The organism is Mycobacteroides franklinii, from assembly GCF_002013895.1.
Lineage (GTDB): Bacteria > Actinomycetota > Actinomycetes > Mycobacteriales > Mycobacteriaceae > Mycobacterium > Mycobacterium franklinii.
In genome coordinates this window covers 82,405-106,369 of sequence record NZ_MAFQ01000005.1, presented here as the reverse complement: position 1 = coordinate 106,369, position 23,965 = coordinate 82,405, and the positions used below count along the sequence as shown (strand labels likewise).

The following is a 23,965-nucleotide window of genomic DNA, read 5'->3' as shown; positions in this document are numbered from 1 at the left end:
GACATGACGAACACAGCCCGTCTCTCAGAAACCGATGTCAAGCACTTCAGCGCCTCGCCGGCGCTGTCAAACAACCTGCAACGCGTCCTGGTCGACCTGATCGAACTTCACCTGCAGGGCAAGCAGGCGCATTGGAATGTCGTGGGAAGCAACTTCCGCGATCTGCATCTGCAACTCGACGAAGTGGTGGACTTCGCCCGTGAGGGCAGCGACACCATCGCCGAACGCATGCGTGCCCTGTACGCCGTACCCGACGGCCGGTCGGACACGGTCGCGGCCAGCACCACACTGCCCCAGTTCCCGCCGTATGAACGCAGCACCGGCGATGTGGTGGACCTCATCACCGTGCGCATCCAGGCCGCGGTCAATACATTGCGCGCCGTGCACGACGAGGTCGACGACGAAGATCCCACCACCGCCGACATCCTGCACCAGCTCATCGACGGGCTGGAGAAGCTGGCCTGGCTGATCGCCTCCGAGAACCGCAAGGTGTAACAGCCTGCGCGATGATGGACCGATGCACGTAGTGAAACGTCTCGCGACGATCATCGGTCTACTCACCGCGGTCCTGGTGTGGGGTCCCAATGTCGGACTCGCCCACGCGGCCGATGCCGCGCCCGCTGGCGATGTCTTGTCTATCGGTAACCCCGATGCGCCGGGCCAGATCGATCTTTACCTGGATCCGCTGTGCCCCTACAGCGGGAAGATGGTGCAAAACCAGGGCGACGAGATCGGCCGGCGCATCGAGTCCGGCGAGCTGCACATCAACCTTCGATTCGTGGACTTCCTCGATAAGTACTCCGCCAGTGGCACATACGACAGTCGTGCCATCTATGCCGGCTTTGTCGTCGCCGACCAGTCACGGTCCAGCGAGACCACCTGGCGCTTCATCCAGCAGATCTATGCCAAGGACCATCAGCCCAAGGAAGAGGGCGACACGGACCTGAGTAACGAGCAGCTGGCAGCGCTGGCGGAGCAAGTCAACGCACCCCAGGGCGCACAGGATCTGATCCGGCTCGGCTTGCCGGTGCCCTTTGATGCCCGCGCCATCGCGGCGAACAACCTGCCGCTGCTGCGCGCGTTCCCCAAGTCCGGGGTACCCATGGTCGTCCTGGACGGCAAGCAGGTTGACGGCGAATCCGACTGGCTGAGCCGAATCCCCCGATAACAACAACCCTGCGAAATACTGGCGCGGTGACAGTGAATTCGAAGGTCTCACGCTCATGGCTGCTGGTGAATCCCTCCCGGGAGCCCGATCTCGACGCGGCCGTCACCTCCACGAAGGCCGACGAGGTGATCCTGGACTTGGAGGACGCCGTCGCGCCGAATGAGAAAGAACCGGCGCGCGAACGCGTGCTTGACTACCTCAACTCCGGCGGGCAGGCCTGGGTGCGCGTCAACGACGCATCCAGTGATTTCTGGTCAGCCGACTGCCGAGCCCTCGCGGACGCTCACGGTCTCAAGGGTGTCGTACTTGCCAAGACCGAGGGCGGAAATCACATGTGGGACACCGCAAACCGCCTCGGCGGCGAAGCTCCGGTAATCGCGCTGATCGAGACGGCGCGCGGCCTTTCCCGCGTGCACGACATCGCGGCCGCTCGTCCCTGCTTTCGTATTGCCTTCGGCGTCAATGACTACACGCTTGATATCGGTGTCGAGCAAGACCCATTGGCCCTGGCGTACAGCCGCTCTCAGCTTGTGGTGGCTTCGCGGGCTGCGCACATTCCTGGCCCGATCGACGGGCCGACACGTGATCCGGCCGAACTGGCCGAGGGGGTTGCGTTGACCCGCCGCATGGGCATGACCGGAAAGCTGGCCCTGCGTTCATCCGACGCGGACACCATCAACAAGGGCCTGAGCCCCTCCGACGAGGATGTGTCGTGGGCGCGCGACTTCGTGGAGCGCTTCAATAGCCAAGGCGGGAAACCCAAGGACGGCAGCGACCTGCCCCGGCTCAACCGCGCCCGGATCATTCTGGAACGGGCCCGGATGCTGGGACTGATCACGCCGTAGCGGTCAGCCGTGACAACGCCGCCACGGTAAGCGCCTCGATCCCCGTGCTCAGCGTGGGTTCCAGCACCGGCGCGAACTGCGGAGAATGGTTGGACGGCACCGGCTTTCCCGCCGCCGCGGCATCTTCGAAGCGCTGCAGCTCATATCCGCCCCAGAACCAGAACGCGGTGGGAACCCCCGCGGCGGTCCCGAAGAATCCGACATCCTCGCTGCCCGCGAGCGGGCTCGGAGACTCTACCACTCGGTCGGCACCGAAATGTCCACGGAACACGGCGGCTATCGCCTGCATCGCCGCGTCGTCGACAACGGTGATGGGGAAGGTGTGCAGCGAGGTCACCGCCGGTTCCTTATCGGCGCCGGAGGCCGTCGACTCGGCCTGAGCGATCCGCGTGATCGAAGCCAGCGTCTTCTTCCGGACTTCCTCATTGAAAGTGCGGATGTTGATACCGAGCTCCGCGTCGTCGGGAATGATGTTGTCCTTCGCGCCCGCGTGCAGGTAGCCGACGGTGACCACGGCAGGCTCGAACGGCGACAGCTCACGCGAGACGATGGTCTGCAGGCGCTGCACCACATTGGACGCCATGACCACCGGGTCGATCGTCGATTCCGGTTGCGAGCCATGGCCACCGCGCCCGAACAGCTGCATCTTGAGCGAATCCGAGGCTGCCAGTGCCGTGCCGGTCTTGTACGCGATCATCCCCGCAGGCAGCGGACCGACGTGCTGGCCCAGGACGACCTCGGGCTTGGGGAACCGCTCGAGGATTCCGTCGTCGATCATCGCCTTCGCTCCCCCGCCGATCTCCTCGGCAGGCTGAAACACCGCGACCACGGTTCCCGACCACGTCTCCTTGAGATCGGTCAGCAGCCGAAGTGTCCCGACCAAGGCCGTCACGTGCATATCGTGACCGCACGCGTGCATGACGGGAACATCCTTACCGTCGGAGTTGGTGGCACGGGCAGTGCTCGCGTACGGAAGACCGGTCTGCTCCTGCACCGGAAGCGCGTCGAAGTCGGCCCGCAACCACACCACGGGGCCGGATCCGTTGCGCAGCACGGCGACAACCCCGGTACCGCCGACACCCGGTGTCACCTCCACCCCGAGCGGTGCGATGACCTCCTCGATCTTCTGCGCAGTCCGGTGCTCCTGGAAGGACAATTCCGGATGCTCATGCAGATCGCGGTAGAAGTCGGCCAAATCCTCCAAGTTGTCAGCCCAGTTGTCGGGCAACGTGATCGGCATTCAGCCTCCCAGTCTGTGTGCTGCTGTTACCACTCAGTGACGACAATACGGCGGTTTCACGACCTACCCTCGAACTCAAGAGACCATCACCTCACCGAGACGGAGTTCACGTGAGCCACCTCATCGAGACCGAACTCTCCGTCGATGTCATCGTCGTCGGCGGCGGGATGTCGGGAGCCTCGATCGCCTACGAATTGGCCCAACACCGAACCGTCGCTCTGCTCGAGCGTGAGCCGACGCTCGCGTTCCACACCACCGGCCGGTCGGCGGCGACCTTCATCGAGAACTACGGAAATCCCGTGATTCGAATGTTGACGGCGGCCAGCCGTGATTTCTTCACCGATCCGCGTGAGGGCTTCGACGCACCACTGGCCACATCCCTGCCGCTGCTGATCATCGCCGATGCCGCGCACCGGGATGCGCTGCGGGAAGCACACCAGCAGGCCTGGCTGCTCGGGTGTCACACAGAGTTGGTCGACGGCGCCGTCGCCCAGGAGATCAACCCGTATCTGCGTTCCGGGTACACCCAGCTGGCGACTGTCGATCTGACACCGATGGAACTGGACGTCCACGGGCTGCACCAGGGCTACGTGCGCGGCCTACGGCGGCGCGGGGGAATCATCGAGAAGTCGGCCGCAATCGTCAGCGCAGTGCGACAGCAGGGCCGGTGGGTGCTGCACGACTCCTCCGGACGGACATTCGAAGCAGCGACCGTCGTCAACGCGGCCGGTGCGTGGTGCGATGAGCTCGCACAGCTCATGGGTGCGCGAGCGGTGGGAATCCAGCCCCTGCGGCGCACGGCGTTCATGGCCTCCGCGCCGCAGGGCAGCACCATCGGCTCACTTCCGATGACGCTGGACGCGTCGGAGGCCTTCTATTTCAAACCCGATGGCGCGCAGTTCCTCTGCTCTCCCGCCGACGAGACACTTCAGCCACCCGGTGACCCGCGGCCGGACGAGCTGGAGATGGCGCGCGCTATCGGGATGATCAACGAGGCGACCACCCTGGGCATCCGGAGCGTGAATTCGGCCTGGGCGGGCCTGCGATCCTTCACCTCCGATCGCACGCCCGTCGTGGGTGACGATCCGGATATCGAGGGCTTCTTCTGGTACGCGGCCCAGGGCGGATACGGCATTCAGATGGCTCCAGCCCTGGCCCGGGTGGGCGCCGCGCTGGCCACCGGCGGCCCCCTGCCGGATGATGTGGCCGCACGCGGACTCACCGCGGCAATGCTGGCTCCCGGCCGAGACTCGCTACGCATGCAGCACTAGCGGCCGTCCCGCGCACCCGGACCCGTTCGGGCGAATCCTGTTAGGGTCGGCCACGATGGTGAACATGGATCGGCGCCGCATGATGGCGTTCTCAGGGCTTGGCATGTTGGCAGCAGCGGTTTCCATGCCGGAGGCGTGGGCGCAACCGTCTCCGCAGAACCCGCCCAACCGCCCGCCCGCGGCACCCCCCACCGGTAAGTACGTCTTCGTCGACGAGTTCGACGGCCCGGCCGGATCGGCACCGGACGGGTCCAAGTGGGCGATATCGAAGGCTCGTGAGTCCATGAAGGACCCGACGTTCTGGGAGCTGCCCGAGAATGTCGGCCAGTACCGTGACGATCGCAAGAATGTCTACCTCGACGGCAACTCGAACCTGGTCATCAAGGCCGCGAAAGACGGCAACACGTACTACGGCGGCAAGATCTACAGCACGACCGAACTCGGTATCGGCTACACCTGGGAAGCGCGCATCAAGTTCAACTGCCTGACCCCGGGCGCATGGCCGGCGTTCTGGCTCGGCAGCGACCAAGACGGTGAGATCGACATCGTCGAGTGGTACGGCAACGGCAGCTGGCCGGCCGCGACCACCGTGCACGCCAAGGCAAACGGCTCGGAATGGAAAACCCACAATCTGTCCCTGGACAGCGGCTGGCACACCTGGCGCACCCAGTGGGATGACAAGGGCATCCGCTTCTGGCGCGACTACACCGACGGCGCCGCCCCATACTTCGAGGTCGCGGCCAACTCCCTGGCGGACTGGCCGTTCAACAATCCGGGTCACAAGGCCTTCGCCGTGCTGAACCTGGCCGTCGCGGGATCAGGCGGCGGCGATCCGCGCGGTGGCACCTACCCCGCGGAAATGCTCGTCGACTGGATCCGCGTCTGGTAGCTCGCGCGCTCTAATCGCCGATCTGCAACCTCTGCACCCACACGGCGCCGCTGACGTCGGCAAGCGACAGCGTGTAGTGATGTCGCGGATCGATTGGTACGTGCGGGCCCTCGATGTTCAGCTCCGCCTTGGCCCCCAACGGCACAATCACACCGTGCGCACCGGTTTTCACCGCTGCGATGTAGTGATTGGTGATGGCGTGCGCGGGCAGCCTGCTCAGCTGATCCGCGCGCAGATCCACAACGGCCCGTCCGGTCTCGCTTTCGGTGACGGTGACACCCACCAGGAACGATCCGTAAACATCCACGCCCTCGGTCCGGTACACGGTGAACCGCAGGTCCCGATCGGAGATGTGTGCGTCCGATATCTCGATGACCGGCGCCACCGACTTGTTGTGCAGGGGCCCATACAGTCCACCGTGGAAGTACTGGTTGGTGAACAATGCGATCGCCAGCACCGCGGCCGCGCCGCCGAGAACCAGGTGGCGGGAAACATCGACAGGTCCCGACGCCAGCCGGGTGAACCAGTTCCGCTTGGTGAACATGTCATGACGTTCCGCCACATAGTGATCCACTGAGTAGCGGCCTCCGCCGGACAGAAACAGTGTCAGTCCCGAGGCGATGCCGAGAATGCCGATCTGCCATTCGTCCAGGCAGGTTGTGCCCAGCCAGCCCGACCCCAGCAGGATCCCCAGTGCAAGCAGGAAGACACTGACACTCATTGCCCTGGTGAGAATCCCCGCCATCAGGCACAACCCTGTAATGCCCTCCACCACGGTGAAGATGATCATCGACCACTTCAGCAGGTCCGGGTGTTCGATCAGGAAGCCGATGATCGGTTTGATGCCGAGGGCGTGGGGCAGAAAGTGGTTGAACTTCTCCCCCACGTAGCCCGAAACATCCGGGTCCAACTTGTTCTCGAGTGCGACTCTTCGCCAAAAGGCTGAGAAGTAGGTCCATCCGACCACCAGCCGGAGGGGAAGTGCGAGCAGCCCGGCAATATCGGGCCGGCTGTTTTCGGTGCTTACAGAAACGTTGTTGTTCATGGTGTCGACCTCAAAGTCTTGGGATTGAACTAGCGGGAACAGCACGCTCGCGCCCACCCTTGATGAGGGCAGCACGCAGCGGCAGCCAATGTTGACGAGTGCAATGAGGACGACGCGGATCAGCGCCGAATCACGCCGATCCGACATAAGAGTGATCGACCATCCGGTGCTGCAAGGGGATTCACGTTTCCGGGTGAGCCGCGCGAGAAGGTGATGACGCTGTGGGCTGGTAGGCCATTGAACGCGATGACAACCGTCGGCATCGCCAGTGACGGAAGGACAGTGTGTGCCGCATTGTCGACCAGAATGGCATCGGCGGTGGCGCACGCATCCGCGCCGACAATATCCGCACTGGAACTCGATGCGGCCGTATGAGTCAGTGCGGCAATACCTTTAGGGCAGTGTACGAGTGCCAGCGAAAACAGGACGCCGACTAGCAATAGGGGGATCAGCCACCGACGGCGCGCTACCGCGTTCGGCTTGCGTTGTGCCAGCGGCATATCCCGGATACTAGCAGCGCCGACGACACCGTCAGGTTGTCTTCTCCCACATGTCACGCCACTGGGATTCCTCATCCTGCTTGTCGTCATGCTGGCCCGTGGATGGTTCGGTGAGGGTGATCGCGGGGTGGGGCAGGGTGAAGAAGTCGCCCTTACCCTGAGCCGCGTGGTGCTGGCCAGTGTCGATGTAGCAATACCCCAACCCCGAGAGGGCGGCGCCGCTATCTGACTCACCGAGATAGTGCAATACGTTGCGGGCCGCGGCCTTCGCGCCATTCTTGGCGAAGATGGCGGCCTTCGGCAGCGGCCGCCCGGAGGGCGAGGTCACCGTCGCGGTGTCACCGATTGCCCAGATCCCCTCGTACGGGGTTTGCATGGTCTGAGCATCGACGCCGATCCATCCCGCGGCGTCGATGGTGACCGACGGCTCGTGCGGCGGCACGAAAACCAGCAAGTCAAAACTCACGGTGGTCCCGTCACCGAATACGACAACCTTGTTGTCCGGGTCGATGCGTTCGGTGGAGTGTTCACCGTGGAAGGCAATGCCGTTGTCCTTGAGCAGCTGCACCAGCTGCGGTCCCGCATAGGGACCCGCCGAGGGCATGGGGTGTGTTTCCGGGGTGTACACGCTGATTTCTACGCCTGATCGTATGTCCTTCTCACGCAGGAGATCCGACGCCAGCAGGGCGCCCTCGTAGGGAGCCACCGGACAGCGATACGGCTGCGAGGTCACCAGGAAGACAAGCTTGCCTCCCGAGAAATTCGCCAACGCGCGCCGCGCATCACCTGCTGCCGCGACTCCGTAGTAGTGCACCGCGTCACCCCGGTCGGCTGCTTCACTCAGACCCGGCACCTTGTCGAGCGCATTGCGGGCACCGGTGGCGATCACCAGGGCATCGAAGTGCAGGATCGACGAGTCGGCCAGGGTTACCGTGTGCGCGTCGGGGTCGATGCCGGCAACGGAACCCGTGATGGTGGTTATCCCCGACAACGCCTCGGTGCTGGGCCGAATCGGCACGCTCGTCGCGTCACGCCAGCCCCGCATAACCCAGGGCAAGGTAAAACCGAGGAAATGCGAAAAATCCTCGTCCACGACCGTGATGTCCACGTCGTCGAGTGATACGCCGGATTGGCGGATTTCGTTGATCACGCTCAGGCCGCCGATTCCGGCACCCAGGATGACGATCTTCTTCATGATCTGCACTCCTTTTTCCTAGAAAAGCCACTGGCTTCGTGGACTTGATTGCCCGCTCTTAGTGGGCTGGGCGCGGGCGCTGCAGCTGAGTGAACTCCGAAACCCTGGCGAGCCCGCTGATCGCGTCGAACAGCGTCTGCGCGGTGTCACGATCCGGCACGGACGTCAGGACCGGGCCGAAGAACGTGCGTCCTTGCAGCTGCACGAGCGGACTGCCGCCGACATCGCCCAGCGCGCACTGCCCCGCCTCATGGGAGCTGCGGACGAGCTCATCCAATGTGGTGTCCGACAATGATTCGCTTGTCGTCGTCAGAGGCGTCACCGCCGCCAACACACCATCCGCAAGCTTCTCCCCGACGGGGAGCGACTCGTCGAAATACAGCCTGCCGAAGGCGAAATACGCCCTATGCAGGCCGCGCTGCCCCAGCTCACGATGAATGCCGGCCATGAGGCGTCCCACCTGGCGTGAGTCGCGCATGCGTGCCTGCTGCGCGGGCGGCAACTCCCTGCCCTCGTTCAATACCGCAAGGTTCATCAGCTGCCAGTCGACCAGCAGACCGGACTGGGCCGCCACCGTATCCAGCCACCGCGCGGTGTTCCAGGAGAACGGGCACACCGGATCGAGCCAGATTCTTACGTCAAATGTATTGCCTTGTGCTGCAACGCTACCTGTTGACATGCGGCATCTCCGATCACTGTGAAAACATGACTGACACCAGGAACCACGACAGCAAGAGCGTCAGCGCGCAGGTTCATTTCGCTTCATTCATACCATACCCCCCGAGGTATCCGCCAGGACAGGTCCGAGATGGATCCGTGAGAGGAATATACCGTAGGGGGTATAGTATTTGTATTTACAGGCCACGAGCGACCCTGCCTGAGCAGCCTTCGGCATCGTGCGAAAACACTTGATATACAGCAGAAAGGCGGTCGGGAGCGTGCACATAGCAATAGTTACCGTGTTGAAGCGAACGTGGGTTCCGGTGGTTATCGCGTCCGCGGTTGGTCTCGGTGCAATCTCCGTGAATCACCTGCGTGGCGCATTCGGGTCAGAGCCGATCTTTTCCGCCACCGGCAGCAGCGCGGAACCATTGGTGTCTTCCACGATCAAGCGAGTGCGATACGAGATCTACGGTCCCAGCGGCACCACCGGTGCGGTGAACTACCTGGATGAGAACGCTGTGCCTCGACAGGAGCACTTCGTCACTCTGCCCTGGGCGTACACGATCGAAACCACCGTTCCGGCCGTGATCGCCAGCGTTGTGGCACAAGGCGATAGCTCTGTTCTCGGATGCCGGATCACGGTGAACGGCGTGCTCGAAGACGAGCGGTCCGCGGACGGACATCACGCCCAGACCTCCTGTCTGGTGAAAGCCGCATGAGCACCGATCACGAGAAGCGTCCCGCATTTATGCGGTTCGTGCGCCGGTTCGCGGTGCCGATACTGCTGGGGTGGCTGCTGCTGACTATCGCAGTGAATGTGCTTGTGCCTCCGATTGAATCGGTCGCAAGAGATCACGCCGTGACGATGTCGCCGCACGATGCGCCGGCCATGATCGCGGCCAAACACATCGGCCAGAAGTATCACGAGTCCGACTCCGACAGCATCGCGATGATCGTGCTCGAGAGCGACGGAGAGCTCGGCGAGCAGGCACACCGCTACTACGACACCTTGGTGCGCGAGCTGCAGGCCGACTCCGAGCATGTGCAGCATGTGCAGAACGTGTGGGGAGACCCACTGACCGCTGCCGGTGCGCAGAGCCGCGACGGCAAGGCCGCATACGTGCAGCTCAATCTCGCCGGCGATCAAGGCAGCACGCTGGGAAACAAATCCGTCGACGCAGTCCGCGAGATCGTGGACCGGTCAGCACCGCCGGCAGGCTTGGCGGTGTATGTCACTGGTCCTGCGGCGCTGACCACGGACATGAACGAAGCCGCCGACAAGAGCATGCTCATCATGATGGGTGTCACGGGCGCGGTCATCATGCTCATGCTGCTCATCACGTACCGCTCCATCAGCACGATGTTGCTGGTCTTGGTGATGGTTGGTTTCGAGATGGGCACCGCCAGAGGCGTTGTCGCGATTCTCGGAAACTACGACCTATTGGGGTTCTCGACATTCGTGGTGGCCATGTTGTCGTCATTGGCTATCGCGGCCGGCACCGACTACGCCATATTTCTCATCGGCCGCTATCAGGAAGCACGCCAAGCCGGCCAAGACCGAGAAGCTGCGTACTACACGATGTTCCGCGGCACTTTCCACATCATTCTGGGCTCGGGATTGACCATCGCCGGAGCGACCCTGTGCCTGCATCTTGCCCGGCTGTCCTACTTCAAAGCACTCGGTATCCCGTCCGCACTGGGACTGCTTGTCGTCGTGGCGGGTGCACTCACCGCCGCGCCCGCGGTGGTCGTGGTCGCGAGCCGGTTCGGACTCCTCGATCCCCAGCGGGCTGTGAAGGTTCGGCGCTGGCGGCGCATCGGCACCGCCACGGTGCGCTGGCCCGGCGCGGTGTTTGCCGCCTCACTGGCCATAGCGCTCATCGGTATCGCCATCGTGCCAACCATGAAGGTCAGCTACAACGACCGGTTCTACATACCGGCCGACCTACCGTCGAACATCGGCTATGCGGCCGCCGAACGCCATTTCACGGCCGCCACAATGAATCCCGATATTCTGATGGTCGAAAGCGACCACGACATGCGCAACGCCGGCGACATGATCATCCTGGACAAGATCGCCAAGGATGTGTTCCGAGCCCCGGGGATCGCGATGGTGCAAAGCATCACCCGCCCCTTGGGTGGCCCGATTGAACACACGTCGATACCGTTCCAGATCAGCGCCCAGTCCATACCCATCCAGCAGAACCTGCAATTCATGAAGGACCGCACAGCGGACATGCTCACCATGGGTGACGATCTGGGAGCGATGGTCGGCTCCATGGAGCGCATGCAATCCCTGCTTGCCCAGATGAGCGATGCCGCCCACCGAACGACCGCCGATATGACGGACGCGAAGACGACCCTGGACGAGATACGGGACCACCTCGCCGACTTTGATGACGTAATTCGGCCTTTGCGAAACTATTTCTATTGGGAGCAACACTGTTTCGATATCCAGGCGTGCTCGGCGATACGTTCGGTGTTCGACGCGATCGACGGCGTCGACACGTTCAGCGACAAGATGCGCGCACTGACAACAGACATCGGAAGTATCGACTCGATCATCCCGCACATGGTCGCGCAGTTCCCGCCGATCATTGCCATGGCCAAATCCATGCGCGCGGCGCTGTTGACCATGCACAGCAGCTTCTCCGGCCTGGTGACACAGATAGCTAAGATGACCGACACCGCTAGCGCAATGGGACAAGCCTTCGACGCATCCCGCAGCGGCGACTACTTCTACCTACCGCCAGAAGCATTCCAGAATCCTGACTTTCAGCGAGGACTGAAGCTGTTCCTGTCTCCCGACGGCACGGCCGCGCGCTTCATCATCACACACGACAAGGACCCGGCCACCCCCGCGGGCATCTCCTCGGTCATCACCGAGCTGGAGGCCGCCCATCAAGCCGTCAAGGGAAGCGCCCTGACGGGGGCGAAGTTCTACCTCACCGGAACGGCTGCGATCTATCGCGACATCCAATCCGGCTCTCGCTACGACCTCCTGATCGTCGGAATCGCAGCCCTGACACTGATTTTCGCCGTGATGATGCTCCTCACCCGAGCCCTCGTCGCCTCACTCGTCATCGTCGGCACCGTGCTGCTCTCCCTCGGCGCCGCATTCGGGCTCTCGGTACTGGTGTGGCAATACATCTTTGGCCTTGAGCTCAGCTGGATCGCACCAGTCTTCGGTCTGATCATCCTCCTGGCCGTCGGCTCGGACTACAACCTGCTGCTCGTGTCACGATTCCAGGAAGAGATCGGCGCGGGACTCAAGACTGGCATCATCCGCTCCATGGGCGGCACCGGCGGAGTCGTCACCGCTGCCGGACTGGTGTTCGCCTTTACCATGATGTCCATGGCCGCAAGCGATTTGAGCTCAATCGGCCAAGCGGGAAGCACAATCGGCTTAGGCCTGCTGTTCGACACACTGATCGTGCGCTCACTGATGACCCCATCCATAGCCGGGCTACTAGGTCCATGGTTCTGGTGGCCACTGAAAGTCCGCACGCGACCCGCTCGAGAATCGAGCAGGCCCTATACCCAGGAGGGTATACTGTCAGTAGCTAGACCCCTCGAAAGGTAGACACATGATCGACGATCAAGACAGCATCACCGCGATCCTCGGCAGACTGCGCCGGGCACAGGGGCAGCTCAATGGAGTGATCAACATGATCGAAACCGGGCGCGACTGCAAAGACGTCGTGACGCAGCTGGCTGCCGTGTCACGAGCGCTCGATCGCGCCGGGTTCAAGATCGTGGCCACGGGCCTCCGTGAATGCATCGCCGCCGATAAGAATGGCGAGACGGCACCCATGACCGAGGCCGAACTCGAGAAACTGTTCCTCGCCCTGGCGTAACGCCGCGGCTCGGGCTTACAGCTCGCCCGAGAAGTCCGCGGTGAACCAGCGATCGGGACGGACGGTGAACAGGACGGTATCGGCGTTGTCGTAACCACGCGCGAACTCCCGCCCGGCTTCCTCACCGAGATAGCGGATGGCGATTGTCTCCCGCGGCTCGGCCGGCGCCGGCCGCTCCGTATCGACGACCGTCCCCTCTACGATGACGTACTGGTACGGCGGCTCCTCGTGCTGCACCGTCAGCGTTATCGCGCCCGCCTGCTCTATCAGCCGAGCCTTTCGATTGCCCGCGCTGGTGTTGATCCGAATGTTTCCGCCGGGCGTGTAGTCGTACCAGATCGGCACGCTGGCGGGCGGGCGTCCGTTATCGGCCGCAACCGACAACACGGCGATGTGCTTCGCCTCGAGGAACTCCTGGCGTTCTGCTTCGGTGAACTGACGTGGCATATGGCGTCAAACCGACAGATCTGCCGGACTTATTCCCGTATTCCTCACACTCTGATTCCGCCGAGCAGATTGTCCAACAAGGCATCCACGAAGCCCTCCGTCAGCGGTTGGTCAGGGATCAGTAGCCGGTGGTAACAGGCACCCCACAACTGATCCACGACAACCTCCGGGTCCGCACCGGCACTGAGCTGATCTCGTTCCTGTGCCCGGCGTATCGCCGCAACAGCAAGAGCTCGACGCGGCCCCGAATACCTTTGCAAGAAGGCATCTTTGAGCTCGGGATCGATCTGGGCCTGCCCAATGAGTTCGCCGATGATCCGGCCACCGGCCGAATCCCGAATGATGCCGAGAAAGGCCCGCATCTGCGTGCGCAGGTCGCGCTCGATGTCTCCACTGTCCGGGAAGCTCAGTTCCGGTTCGACCTTCCGGAAGTAGCCGTCGAGCGCGAGAGCCCCCTTGGACGGCCACCACTTGTAGATCGTCATCTTGCTGGCACCGGAGAGGGCAGCGACCTTATCGATGGTGAACCCGCTGATCCCTTCGTCAAATAACAGGTCGCCCGCCGCCTGAAGCACCTCGTCGCGCACTTCATCCGCAGGCCGACGCCCCCGACGAGGCCGTTTCGCCGTGCCGCGTGCCGCAGTGGTCACCGCCGCCTCCCCTTCTTGCCAACTATGTGTACGTACCGTACATTACTTATATGTACGGTACGTACACATAATCGAAGTGGGAGGCCGACGATGAAGATCTCGGGCAACACAGTGTTCATCCCCGGAGCCACCAGCGGGATCGGCTTGGAACTGGCCTTGGCCTTGCAGAGCAAGGGCAACACCGTGATAGTCGGCGGCCGCCGTACCGAACTACTGGATCAGATCCGCGCCGAACACCCCGACATCTCGGCGGTGCAGATCGACGTGGCCGATCCGGTGAGTATTCGCACCGCGACACAACAAGTGCTTGCCGACCACCCCACCCTGAATGTCCTCGTCGCGATGGCCGGGATCATGCGCGTCGAAGATTGGCATCATCCCGAGTCGTTCCTGCAGTCGGCCGAGGACATCGTCACAACGAACGTGCTCGGACCTATTCGCTTGATCGCCAACTTCATCGAGCACCTACAGAATCAGCCTCACTCCACCATTGTCACCGTGTCATCCGGATTGGCCTTCGCGCCGCTCAGGGTCACCCCCAGCTACAACGCGTCCAAGGCCGCCATCCACATGCTCAGCGAATCGATCCGGCTACAGCTCGCAGACACCCGCGTCGAGGTCAAGGAACTGCAACCCCCCGCAGTTCGCACCGATCTCACGCCGGGGCAACAAGACAGCGACTTCGCAATGCCCTTGAAGGATTTCATCGACGAGGTCATCAGCCTGCTGGAGACTCAGCCGGATGCCACCGAGATCCAGGTGGAGCAGGTCAAGTTCCTGCGCTATGGGGAGGCGCGCGGCGACTACGCCCAAGTCGTCGCGACACTCAACGCCTCGGACCCCCACGCACGCCCATAGCCAGGTGTCACAGACCTCACCTGGATACATTGCCGTGGTCTTGCCAAGATTGAGGTGATGACTGACGAGGCGAGCACAGGCGAGTCCGGCACCAAGATCGCGCTGGCGCTGGGTGCGGGCGGTGCCCGCGGCTATGCGCATATCGGTGTGATCCAGGAACTGCGTGAACGTGGCTTCGAGATCTCCGGGATCTCGGGATCCTCGATGGGTGCGCTGGTGGGTGGCCTGGAAGCGGCCGGGGCGCTCGACGGATTCACCTCGTGGGCAACGTCGTTGACGCAGCGGGCGGTGCTCAGGCTCCTGGACCCGACGTGGACCAGTCCCGGCTTCTTCCGCGCGGAGAAGATTCTGGACGTGGTGCGTGAGCTACTCGGCGATGTCGCCATCGAAGACCTGCCGATCCCGTTTACCGCGGTCGCGACCGACTTGATCGCCGGCAAGTCGGTATGGCTGCAGCGCGGCTCATTGGCCGCCGCCATCCGCGCATCCATCGCGATCCCCGGAATGATCTCTCCGCACGTGCTCGACGGCCGGGTGCTGGCTGACGGCGGCGTTCTCGATCTGATGGCGGTTGCGCCGCTGGCCGGGGTGCACGCCGAGCTGCGAGTGGCGGTAAGCCTCAGCGGCGGCGAAGAAGTACGTGCCCCGGCGCCGCCCTTGGACCCCGAGCCTCGTGAACCGCGCGTGACGACGGAGTGGTTGAACCGGCTGCTGCGCAGCACCTCGGCGCTGTTCGAAACCGACGGCACCGAGGCGGCCGGCCAACCAGATCCCGCCGCGAAACTGACGAGCTTCGAAGTGATGAACCGGACCATCGAGGTCATGCAGTCACAACTTGCCCGCATGCAACTCGCCTCGCATCCGCCGGATGTTCTCATCGAGGTTCCGCGCAGCGTCAGCCGCAGTCTCGACTTTCATCGCGCCACCGAGGTGATCGAGGTCGGGCGCCGTTGCGCCGCAGAGGCTCTCGACGAATACTCGGGCATCTGAGAGGCTGCAACGAGCAGACGCCTGCTGGCCGCACATCACTTCCCGCAGCTACGGGCGTCCGGCAGGATAGCCGCGCTCGTATTGCCGGGGAACTGCCGGATTGATCACTCCCCCAAGCTCTCTGGCGGCACGACGCGGCCAGTACGGGTCGCGCAGTAGCTCGCGCGCGAGGAACACCGCGACAGCGTCACCCTCGGTCAAAATCGCCTCGGCCTGTGCCGGAGCACTGATGAGGCCCACGGCCGCCGCCGGGAGTTCGGTCTCCTGCTGCACCCGCCGCGCGAACGGCACCTGGTATCCGGGCCCGACGGGGATACGCACGCCGGGCACATTGCCGCCCGTGGAGACGTCCAGCAGATCGACACCGCGCGCACTGAGCAGCTTCGCCAATTCGACCGTCTGATCTGCCGTCCAGCTACCGACCTCCAGCCCGGGCTGATCGGTGGCCCAATCGGTGGCAGAAACCCGCACGATCAGGGGCAGATGCTCCGGCCACGCGCTGCGCACCGCCTCCACCGTGTCGAGGGTGAGCCTGACCCGTCGAGTGAAATCGCCGCCGTATTCGTCGTCACGCGTATTACTTGCTGCTGAAAGGAACTGGTGCTGTATGTAGCCGTGAGCGGCGTGAATCTCCAACACGCGGAATCCGGCACGCAGCGCCCGCTCGCTGGCCGCGACATAGTCATCGATGATTTTGCCGATGTCCTCGGTCGTCGCGGCGCGGGGCGGCTCGAAGTCCCCATACGGCTGGTCGGTGGGCCCGATCGTCTTCCAGGCCAAGGGATCCGAGGGGTCTACCGATCGGTGCCCATCCCATGGGGCCACGGTCGATGCCTTACGTCCGGCGTGCCCGAGCTGTATGCCCGGCACGACACCGCATCCCGCGATGGCGGTGACGATCCCCGCCCACGCCTCCTCCTGAGCAGAATTCCAGATCCCGGTGTCATAGGGCGATAACCGGCCCTCGGAACTCACCGATGTCGCCTCGGTGATGATCAGTCCCGAGCCTCCAACGGCTCGGCTCACCAGATGCGTCTTGTGCCAGCTCGTCGGAACACCTATGTCAGGGCCTGTCGCGGCTGCAGAGTACTGACACATCGGCGACATCCACGCCCGATTCGGAATCGTCACATCACGCAGCCGCAGCGGCTCGAAGAGGAGAGGCACTTGCCGATTGTGCACCGGCTGGCTGCCGCGACCATCAGTCAGATGACTGATGCCTGAACACCCGACCATGAGCGAAAACAGAGGGGGCATCGCAGCAGCGGTGACCTCACCACCCGATCTGAGCTGGGAGACCAATGACACTCACGGTGCGATCCTCGCCGGCGAGCAGCCATGAGCTCACCGTCCGGGTCATTACCCTCGAAGAGCATTTCACCACCCCCGAGCACTGGGATGCCGTAGGGCCGTTCATGCCCGCTGCGGCCAAGGCACCAGCATTGCGAGCCGCACTGCTAGACCTCGACGAACAACGCATCGCGGCCATGGATGCGGGTGGCGTGGACGTCCAGGTGCTCTCGCTGGCCTCGGGCGCACAACACCGGTTGGCGCCCGCCGACGCCACCTCCCTAGTGCGTGACGCCAATGACGCAGCGTTCGCGGCGACCCGACGTCACCCGGACCGGTTTTGCATGTTCGCCAACCTAGCGCTCAGGGATCCGGAAGGGGCCGCCTCCGAGTTGCACCGCGGGGTGACCCAATTAGGTTGTGTGGGCGGGTTTCTCAACGGTACCGAGGGCGGTTCCTTCTTAGACGACCGGCGGTACACACCCATCTTCGAAGCGGCCTCCGAACTGGACGTACCGCTCTACCTGCACCCGACGCCACCGCCCCGGGTTGTGCGTGACGTCTACACCGCCGGACTTGCCGAAGGCAGCGGCTATTTCCTATCCACTGCGGCGTGGGCATGGCATGCCGAACTAGGATTGCACTGTCTGCGCATCATCGTCTCGGGAGTCTTCGATCGGCACCCCGCGCTGCGCTTAATCGTTGGCCACCTTGGAGAGTTCCTGCCCTTCGGCCTGTTTCGTGCGGAGGACGGGCTTCAGCAGAAGGTCACCGGGCTGGCACGTCCGGTCAGTGAGTACTTCCTGGACCACTTCGTGCTGACAACGAGCGGTTACTTCACCACCGCACCGTTCATGTGTGCACGCGATGTCGTCGGTATCGATCGGCTGATGTACTCGGTGGACCACCCCTATCGCTCCAGCACCGCAGGAGCCGAGTTCCTGCGGTGCCTCCCGATTCCCGGTGACGAGCTGGCAAGTCTCACTTCGGGCAACGCGGAAAGGTACCTGAAACTATGACGACGGGTTACGGGAAAGTTGCGGTGGTGGGCGGCTCCTTGGCTGGGCTCGCGGCAGCCGCGGAGTTCAACCGCGTCACCTCAGCCGAGGTGACAGTGTTCGAGCGATCCACCGGACAACTCGAGGGGCGCGGGGCGGGCATCGTGATGCAGCCCGAGACCGAAGCACTGTTGACCCTCTCGGAGATCGACCCGAACTCTGTCGTGGTAGGTCTGCGGGAACGGCGGATGCTGCACCGCTTCAGCCCGCCCCGAACGTTCGCCCAACCGCAGACCATGACGGCCTGGGACACCCTGTACCGAGCACTGCGCATCGCCACACCGAACGCCGAATATCTCCAGGGCATATCGGTGGCCAAGGTGGTGCCGGGCGATAGTCAGGCGGAGCTGACATTCGAGGACGGCAGCACGTCGGAGTGGGACGTAGTCATCGGCGCGGACGGGATCGATTCGGTGACAAGAGGTTCCATATTCGACGCGGCCCCGAGCTACAGCGGATACGTGGCCTGGCGCGGCCTGGAGCGCGAACAGGACCTCCCCGGCGACATCAGCGCCGACCTAACCGACAGATTCACCTTCTTCAGCTCCAACGGCATCCAGTTCCTGTGCTACCTGGTTCCTGGCCCCGGAGGAGAGACCGAACCGGGACACCGGCGCGTCAACTGGGTTTGGTATGTCAACACTTCTGAGTCGGCGTTCCATAGCGTCATGCTGGGCACGACGGGCCGGCGTTACGACTACTTCCTGCCACCACACGATGTCACCACGGACAACCTGCGGATCCTGCATGAGCTCGCGGAAAAGTCATTGCCGCCACTGTTCACCCGGCTGGTCCGGCATTCGAACCCCTTCCTGCAACCGGTGATGGACGTCGCAGCAGGACGGATGCGACGCGGCTCGGTGTTCCTCATCGGTGATGCCGCCGGAACGGTGCGCCCGCATACCGCCTCCGGGACCTCGAAATCCATCGCCGACGCCGCCCTGCTGGCCCAGGTGTTTCGTGGATGGTCCGCCGACGATCCGCTGCCGGAGTCCCCGCTACGTACCTGGGAGAGTCGGCGATTGCGCTCCCTTTACGAGATTGCCTCCGTGGGGGTGGCCCGCGCCATAGGCTCTCAGCTGGGCACCACGGACAGCACACCAGTGTGGGATCGGGAGTTGGACAAGTGACCGCACAGATCGGCCGGCCGGTGAATCGAGTCGAGGGCCTCGAGAAGGTCACCGGGGCAGCGCACTACACCGCTGACACGCCAATTCCCGGTGTGCGGCATGCGGTGCTGGTGCAATCCGAGGTATCACACGGTCACGTCGCCGCGGCCTCGCTCGAGATGGCTGCGCGGCAAGTGGCCGCGGCCCCCGGAGTGGAGTACGTGCTCACATCCCTCAACTGCACTCCGCTGAACCCTATCCCGCGCGACCTGACCTGGGACTTGCCGTTCGAGCGGCGCCCGCCGCTGTCGGACCTCACCGTCCAGTACCGCGGGCAGCACATGGCGGTCGTGGTGGCTGACACGCTGGAAGGCGCGACGCAAGCGGCCTCACTGATGCGGTTGGAATACCAGTTGTGCCCAGCAGTATTGACCGCGCGAGATGCGTCGGATACCTACCAACCTGACCACTTCGTGAAGCTCACCGAGGAAAAGCTGCAGGACCGCCGGGGGCCGCACGACGAACCCGACGGCGAGATCGTTTCAGCGCGGTTCACCACTCCTCAAAACGCGCACTATTCCATCGAGCTCTCGGCCACGATCGCACAGTGGGACGGTGATCATCTCACCGTCCACGACAGCACCCGCTGGATATCCGGTGAACGCCGGGTCCTGGCAGCGTATTTCGGGATCCCCGTCGAGAAGATCCGCATCATCGCTCCGCTCGTGGGAGGTGCATTCGGCTCCAAGAGCTTCATGTGGATGCACGTCGCGCTGTGCGCAGTGGCCGCGCGAGCTATCGGGGCGCCCGTCAAACTTGTGCTCACCCGCGACCAGATGTTCACCTCTACGGGGCATCGCCCACCCACTGAGCAGACCCTGCGACTGGTCGCCGACGACACCGGCCGCTTGACTAGCATTGAGCATCACACCACCAGCGCCACTTCCATGGTGGCACATTTCTGCGAACCGGCAGGACTGTCCACCCGGTTCCTATACCAAACCCCGCGCCTGGTCGTCTCGCATACCGTCGCGCGGACCCACACCCCTACACCGTGTTTCATGCGCGGTCCGGGCGAGGCGCCCGGGCTCTTCGCGCTGGAAGTAGCGATGGACGAGCTGTCCTACGCCATCGGGGTCGACCCTGTCCAGCTGCGTATCACGAACGACACACGCGAGGATCAGACGAACGGCAGCCCTTGGTCGGCGCGGCACCTGCTGGACTGCTATCGACAGGGTGCCCAACGGTTCGGCTGGAACGAGCGGCCCATAGCGCCGCGAAGCCTGCACCGCAACGGTGTTCAGGTCGGCTGGGGAATGGCGACCGCGACCTATCCCGGTCGCCGGATGCCTGCTGGCTGTCGGGTGACCACCGCCAACGACGGACACCTCACGTTCGCCTCGGCCACTCACGAGGTAGGCAACGGGGTGCGGACCGTCATGTGCCAGGTCGCCGCGGACTCCTCGGGCATGCCACTGGACCGAGTGTCCTTCGCTTCCGGCGACTCATCCTTTCCCGAGGCACCGTACAGCGGCGCCTCGCAGACGACGGCTGCGGTCGGCTCGGCGGTGCATCTGGCGGCACAACAGTGGAAGCTACGTCTACTCACGCTCGCCGCGCACGAGCTGCACTGCGCTACAACCACACTGGATATCCGCGACGGAATGATCGTCGGCCCCGATCTCACTCGGGCCGGCATCGAAGTGGGCGAGATTCTCGCCAGTGTCACAACGGATCTCCGAGAGCACCTGAACTTCGCCTGCGAAAGCACCGGCGCCCCCGATTCGGGCCCGGTGTCCCAGTCCTTCGGCGCCCACTTCTGCGAGGTCGAAGTCGACGAGGAGATCGGTCGCGCGACGGTTACCCGATGGGTCGCAGTGATGGACTGCGGCAAGGTGATCAACCCCAAGCTGGCCCGCAGCCAAGTGATCGGTGGTATCACGTTCGGGTTGGGTATGGCGCTACTAGAACAGGTTCCGTACCATCCCGGTACCGGTCACCTGTTGGGTGAGTACTACGTACCCACGCACGCCGACGTCCCCGAATTCGACATCACCTTCGTCGACAGCTCCGACACCCACCTCACCCCCGTGGGCGCCCGGGGTATCGGCGAGATCGGCGTCTGCGGCGTTCCCGCCGCCGTCGCGAACGCCATCTTCCACGCGACCGGACGTAGGCTGCGCGACCTGCCGATAACGCTCGAAGCGCTGATGACCCCCTTCGATCTCGAGGAGATTGGGTAGTGACCGATCACACGATTACCCTGACCATCAACGGGATTGAGCGGTCGGTGGAGATCGATGTCCGCTCCACACTGCTTGACCTGCTCCGCGAACGCCTGCAACTCACGGGCACTAAAAAGGGTTGCGATCACGGGTTGTGCGGGGCCTGCACCGTGACGGTCGACGGCGAACGTGTGCTGAGCTGCCTGACATTGGCCGTGTCGATCGACGGATCGAGCGTCTTGACCATCGAGGGCATTGCCGAGGATGACCGACTGCACCCTCTTCAGCAGGCCTTCTTGGACTGTGACGGTTTCCAGTGCGGCTACTGCACATCTGGACAGATCAGCTCGGCGCACGCGCTGCTGTACGAGCATGCCCGCGGCGATCTGTCCGCCGCATCATTCGAGCCGGCGGGTGGCAATGTCGTCGGCGGACCGGACATATTGTCGGACAACGAGATCCGAGAACGCATGGCCGGGAACATCTGCCGATGCGGCGCCTACCCGAATATCGTGGACGCTGTCGCGTCGTGCCTGAGGGATGGACGTCCATGAAGCGATTCACCTTTCAGCGGGCCACGACCATCCGTGAGGCGGTGCAGCTCGCATCGACCGACGGCGCCAGTTACTACGCCGGCGGCACCAATCTGCTCGACCTGATGAAGCGCGGTGTGGTCGAACCCGGCACCGTCGTCGACGTACGCAGGATAGGCACCCGTGAGATCTTCCGCACCGATGCCGGCGGCGTGTTCATCGGCGGCGCCGCTACCAATAGCGCTATCGCGAATCATCACCTGGTCCGGTCGCACTATCCCGTGCTGTCACATGCCATCCTCTCCGGCGCGACAACCCAGCTGCGCAACATGGCCACCGCCGGCGGAAACCTCTTGCAGCGCACTCGCTGCCCCTACTACATGGATGCCTCGTTCCCGGCGTGCAACAAGCGAACGCCGGGTTCCGGGTGCGCGGCACGCGACGGCTTCAATCGGGAACACGCAATCTTCGGCGCGAGCGACAGTTGCGTGGCTGTACATCCCTCCGATATGGCGGTAGCACTGGCTATTCTCGACGCACTCGTCCATGTCGAGTCCGCCGCCGGCGCCCGCAGGATCCCTCTCGCCCACTTCTACTGCCTGCCCGACAATGACCCGCAGCGCGACAACTCGATGCGCCCCGGCGAACTGATTACCGGGGTCGAGCTGTCCCCATACCGCCACTACACCAACGGCTGGTACCTGAAGGTCCGCGACCGGCACAGCTACGCATTCGCGTTGGTGTCGGTAGCGGTGGGGCTCACCCTCAGCGATGGTGTCATCACCTCGGCGGCAATGGCACTCGGTGGTGTCGCCGCCATGCCGTGGCGGGTACCCGATGCGGAGTCGGCGTTAATCGGTACCCGTGGCGACCCAGCGAGCCTGCGCGCGTCCGCCGAAATGGCACTCGACGGCGCCATACCGCTGCGCCAGAATGGGTTCAAGATCGACCTTGCCAAGCACGCTATGGTTCGCGCTCTGGAATGCGCCCTCGTCGCGACATGATGATCAACCATGCAGTTCTCCAATGGATTTGGGATCGATATTGCCAGCATGGCGACGTCATCACGGCGAGCGCCATCGACGCGCCCGCGCGTTCGCCCTATCCGGCGGGATCCATGATGGCCTTCGATCGAAAGGGCGGAGTCGCTGGCAGTGTGTCACCGGGATGTGTCGAGGCCGACCTCTACGCCCGTGTGCAGCAGATCTTCCTCGATCACCGCGACGGGCTTTCCGGAATGAGCTGCTACACAGTGCACTTCGAGGCCGGAACGGAGGTGCGTGATGTTATCTCACCTCCGCACGCCTGCGGGGGCACGCTCATGGTCGCTATCCACCCCGTCACACCCACGCACTTCCCCGAATTACCCGACCTCCTGGCCGCATGTGCTGCCGGGCGACCGATATACACCGAGTTGGACCTCCGCAACGGTTGCACCACATTGGCATCAGGCCAGCGCCCACCGGCACCCGGCATGTTCCGCACACGGTACGAGGCCCCCAAGCGCCTATTGGCGTTCGGCATCAGCGATATTGCCGTCGAACTCGCGAACCTCGCGCCCCGGCTGGGCTATGCCGTCACGGTGTGTGACCCTCGGTCCACCTTTTTGCGCCCTGATCGCTTTCCGGCCGAAGCCGAGTTGGTGGCAGACTGGCCGGACCGCTACCTGCGACAACAACGCGCGGAAAGCCTGGTCGCTGCCGACACCGCCGTGGTAGACCTCAGCCACGAGGAGCGTTTTTCGATCCCGCTGCTGCTGGAGGCGCTTGACTCACGCCGGTGGCCTAACGGTGACCAGCCCGGATACGTGGGAGCTTTGGGATCCCGAGCGAGATGCGCGCAAAGGAGGCGTGCCCTGCGGGAATGGGGTTTACCGGCCGACGAAGAGGCCCGGCTGCACGCACCCATCGGATTGGATCTGGGCGGCCGCCTGGCACCGCACATCGCCCTGTCGATCGCCGCAGAGCTCATCGCAGAAGCTGCGGGCGGCAGCGCGATGCCCCTAACGGCCAGATACGCCACCAGAACGGCGCGATGATGTCACGGCCGCGCCGTATTCACGCCATCGCGGCGCCGACGTACACTTCAGCCCCACAATATGATTCGGCGATAGTCTAGGTGCAGCCGAGCCA

Annotated in this window: 24 protein-coding genes; 16 read left to right on the top strand and 8 right to left on the bottom strand. The window is 63.7% G+C overall.

Annotated features, from left to right (window positions below; translation table 11 throughout):
* Positions 1 to 3: 3 nt before the first annotated feature.
* The 3 genes from B4393_RS07545 to B4393_RS07535 are packed head-to-tail and all read left to right on the top strand — an operon-like array spanning position 4 to position 2,013.
* Positions 4 to 495 (top strand): Dps family protein, encoded by a 492-nt coding sequence (locus B4393_RS07545; RefSeq protein WP_078333603.1) that lies wholly within the window; start codon positions 4 to 6, stop codon positions 493 to 495.
* 22 nt (positions 496 to 517) lie between these two features.
* Positions 518 to 1,168, top strand: coding sequence for a DsbA family protein (locus B4393_RS07540; RefSeq protein ID WP_078333602.1), 651 nt, complete (start codon positions 518 to 520; stop codon positions 1,166 to 1,168).
* A gap of 32 nt (positions 1,169 to 1,200) precedes the next feature.
* Positions 1,201 to 2,013: an HpcH/HpaI aldolase/citrate lyase family protein gene (locus B4393_RS07535; RefSeq protein ID WP_078333601.1), complete on the top strand. Its 813-nt coding sequence runs from the start codon at positions 1,201 to 1,203 to the stop codon at positions 2,011 to 2,013.
* On the opposite strand, the gene B4393_RS07530 is transcribed toward B4393_RS07535, so the two are convergent.
* A complete protein-coding gene (locus B4393_RS07530) occupies positions 2,003 to 3,253 on the bottom strand; it encodes a M20 family metallopeptidase (RefSeq protein WP_078333600.1) in 1,251 nt (416 codons plus the stop codon). The genes B4393_RS07535 and B4393_RS07530 overlap by 11 nt on opposite strands.
* A gap of 110 nt (positions 3,254 to 3,363) precedes the next feature.
* Here B4393_RS07530 and B4393_RS07520 point away from each other — a divergent pair, with 110 nt between their 5' ends.
* Positions 3,364 to 4,524: an NAD(P)/FAD-dependent oxidoreductase gene (locus B4393_RS07520; protein WP_078333599.1), complete on the top strand. Its 1,161-nt coding sequence runs from the start codon at positions 3,364 to 3,366 to the stop codon at positions 4,522 to 4,524.
* A gap of 55 nt (positions 4,525 to 4,579) precedes the next feature.
* The gene (locus B4393_RS07515; protein ID WP_070937815.1) at positions 4,580 to 5,413 is read left to right on the top strand and encodes a glycoside hydrolase family 16 protein; all 834 of its coding nucleotides are present in this window, start codon (positions 4,580 to 4,582) and stop codon (positions 5,411 to 5,413) included.
* 10 nt (positions 5,414 to 5,423) lie between these two features.
* Here the strand turns inward: B4393_RS07515 and B4393_RS07510 are convergent, their stop codons facing one another.
* The 4 genes from B4393_RS07510 to B4393_RS07495 all read right to left on the bottom strand — a co-directional run bounded on the left by B4393_RS07510 (position 5,424) and on the right by B4393_RS07495 (position 8,832).
* The gene (locus B4393_RS07510; RefSeq protein WP_078333957.1) at positions 5,424 to 6,458 is read right to left on the bottom strand and encodes a TQO small subunit DoxD; all 1,035 of its coding nucleotides are present in this window, start codon (positions 6,456 to 6,458) and stop codon (positions 5,424 to 5,426) included.
* Between the two features lie 119 nt (positions 6,459 to 6,577).
* A complete protein-coding gene (locus tag B4393_RS07505; RefSeq protein WP_078333598.1) occupies positions 6,578 to 6,958 on the bottom strand; it encodes a hypothetical protein in 381 nt (126 codons plus the stop codon).
* Between the two features lie 31 nt (positions 6,959 to 6,989).
* Positions 6,990 to 8,153: an NAD(P)/FAD-dependent oxidoreductase gene (locus B4393_RS07500; protein WP_078333956.1), complete on the bottom strand. Its 1,164-nt coding sequence runs from the start codon at positions 8,151 to 8,153 to the stop codon at positions 6,990 to 6,992.
* Between the two features lie 58 nt (positions 8,154 to 8,211).
* Positions 8,212 to 8,832 carry a mycothiol-dependent nitroreductase Rv2466c family protein gene (locus B4393_RS07495; protein WP_078333597.1) on the bottom strand — a complete coding sequence of 207 codons (621 nt, stop codon included), beginning with the start codon at positions 8,830 to 8,832 and terminating at the stop codon, positions 8,212 to 8,214.
* Between the two features lie 271 nt (positions 8,833 to 9,103).
* Between B4393_RS07495 and B4393_RS07490 the strand changes: the two genes are divergently transcribed.
* From B4393_RS07490 to B4393_RS07480, 3 genes are read left to right on the top strand one after another with little or no spacing between them, the layout of a single operon-like run.
* A complete protein-coding gene (locus B4393_RS07490; RefSeq protein WP_078333955.1) occupies positions 9,104 to 9,535 on the top strand; it encodes an MmpS family transport accessory protein in 432 nt (143 codons plus the stop codon).
* Positions 9,536 to 9,564: 29 nt separating this feature from the next.
* The gene (locus B4393_RS07485; protein WP_165758445.1) at positions 9,565 to 12,399 is read left to right on the top strand and encodes an MMPL/RND family transporter; all 2,835 of its coding nucleotides are present in this window, start codon (positions 9,565 to 9,567) and stop codon (positions 12,397 to 12,399) included.
* A gap of 4 nt (positions 12,400 to 12,403) precedes the next feature.
* The gene (locus B4393_RS07480; protein ID WP_070937811.1) at positions 12,404 to 12,673 is read left to right on the top strand and encodes a metal-sensitive transcriptional regulator; all 270 of its coding nucleotides are present in this window, start codon (positions 12,404 to 12,406) and stop codon (positions 12,671 to 12,673) included.
* A 15-nt stretch (positions 12,674 to 12,688) separates the two neighbouring features.
* Here the strand turns inward: B4393_RS07480 and B4393_RS07475 are convergent, their stop codons facing one another.
* Together B4393_RS07475 and B4393_RS07470 are read right to left on the bottom strand one after the other, a co-directional pair.
* Complete coding sequence (locus B4393_RS07475) at positions 12,689 to 13,120, bottom strand: pyridoxamine 5'-phosphate oxidase family protein (protein WP_078333595.1); 432 nt, start codon at positions 13,118 to 13,120, stop codon at positions 12,689 to 12,691.
* Between the two features lie 44 nt (positions 13,121 to 13,164).
* Complete coding sequence (locus B4393_RS07470; RefSeq protein WP_078333594.1) at positions 13,165 to 13,707, bottom strand: TetR/AcrR family transcriptional regulator; 543 nt, start codon at positions 13,705 to 13,707, stop codon at positions 13,165 to 13,167.
* A gap of 153 nt (positions 13,708 to 13,860) precedes the next feature.
* Here B4393_RS07470 and B4393_RS07465 point away from each other — a divergent pair, with 153 nt between their 5' ends.
* Positions 13,861 to 14,628, top strand: coding sequence for an SDR family oxidoreductase (locus B4393_RS07465; protein ID WP_078333593.1), 768 nt, complete (start codon positions 13,861 to 13,863; stop codon positions 14,626 to 14,628).
* A gap of 57 nt (positions 14,629 to 14,685) precedes the next feature.
* Positions 14,686 to 15,618, top strand: coding sequence for a patatin-like phospholipase family protein (locus tag B4393_RS07460; RefSeq protein WP_078333592.1), 933 nt, complete (start codon positions 14,686 to 14,688; stop codon positions 15,616 to 15,618).
* A 48-nt stretch (positions 15,619 to 15,666) separates the two neighbouring features.
* Here the strand turns inward: B4393_RS07460 and B4393_RS07455 are convergent, their stop codons facing one another.
* The gene (locus B4393_RS07455) at positions 15,667 to 16,785 is read right to left on the bottom strand and encodes an NADH:flavin oxidoreductase/NADH oxidase (RefSeq protein WP_078333954.1); all 1,119 of its coding nucleotides are present in this window, start codon (positions 16,783 to 16,785) and stop codon (positions 15,667 to 15,669) included.
* A gap of 134 nt (positions 16,786 to 16,919) precedes the next feature.
* On the opposite strand from B4393_RS07455, the gene B4393_RS07450 reads away from it, so the two are divergent.
* From B4393_RS07450 to B4393_RS07425, 6 genes are read left to right on the top strand one after another with little or no spacing between them, the layout of a single operon-like run.
* Positions 16,920 to 17,927 carry an amidohydrolase family protein gene (locus B4393_RS07450; RefSeq protein ID WP_078333591.1) on the top strand — a complete coding sequence of 336 codons (1,008 nt, stop codon included), beginning with the start codon at positions 16,920 to 16,922 and terminating at the stop codon, positions 17,925 to 17,927.
* On the top strand, positions 17,924 to 19,096 hold the full coding sequence (locus B4393_RS28040) for an FAD binding domain-containing protein (protein ID WP_078333590.1): 1,173 nt from the start codon (positions 17,924 to 17,926) through the stop codon (positions 19,094 to 19,096). Before B4393_RS07450 ends, B4393_RS28040 begins: the two co-directional genes overlap by 4 nt.
* Positions 19,093 to 21,318: a xanthine dehydrogenase family protein molybdopterin-binding subunit gene (locus B4393_RS07440; protein WP_078333589.1), complete on the top strand. Its 2,226-nt coding sequence runs from the start codon at positions 19,093 to 19,095 to the stop codon at positions 21,316 to 21,318. Before B4393_RS28040 ends, B4393_RS07440 begins: the two co-directional genes overlap by 4 nt.
* Positions 21,318 to 21,854, top strand: coding sequence for a (2Fe-2S)-binding protein (locus tag B4393_RS07435; RefSeq protein ID WP_078333588.1), 537 nt, complete (start codon positions 21,318 to 21,320; stop codon positions 21,852 to 21,854). The genes B4393_RS07440 and B4393_RS07435 overlap by 1 nt, the downstream gene beginning before the upstream one ends.
* A complete protein-coding gene (locus tag B4393_RS07430; protein ID WP_078333587.1) occupies positions 21,851 to 22,837 on the top strand; it encodes an FAD binding domain-containing protein in 987 nt (328 codons plus the stop codon). The genes B4393_RS07435 and B4393_RS07430 overlap by 4 nt, the downstream gene beginning before the upstream one ends.
* Positions 22,834 to 23,871 (top strand): XdhC family protein, encoded by a 1,038-nt coding sequence (locus tag B4393_RS07425; RefSeq protein WP_165758443.1) that lies wholly within the window; start codon positions 22,834 to 22,836, stop codon positions 23,869 to 23,871. Before B4393_RS07430 ends, B4393_RS07425 begins: the two co-directional genes overlap by 4 nt.
* Positions 23,872 to 23,965: the final 94 nt, after the last annotated feature.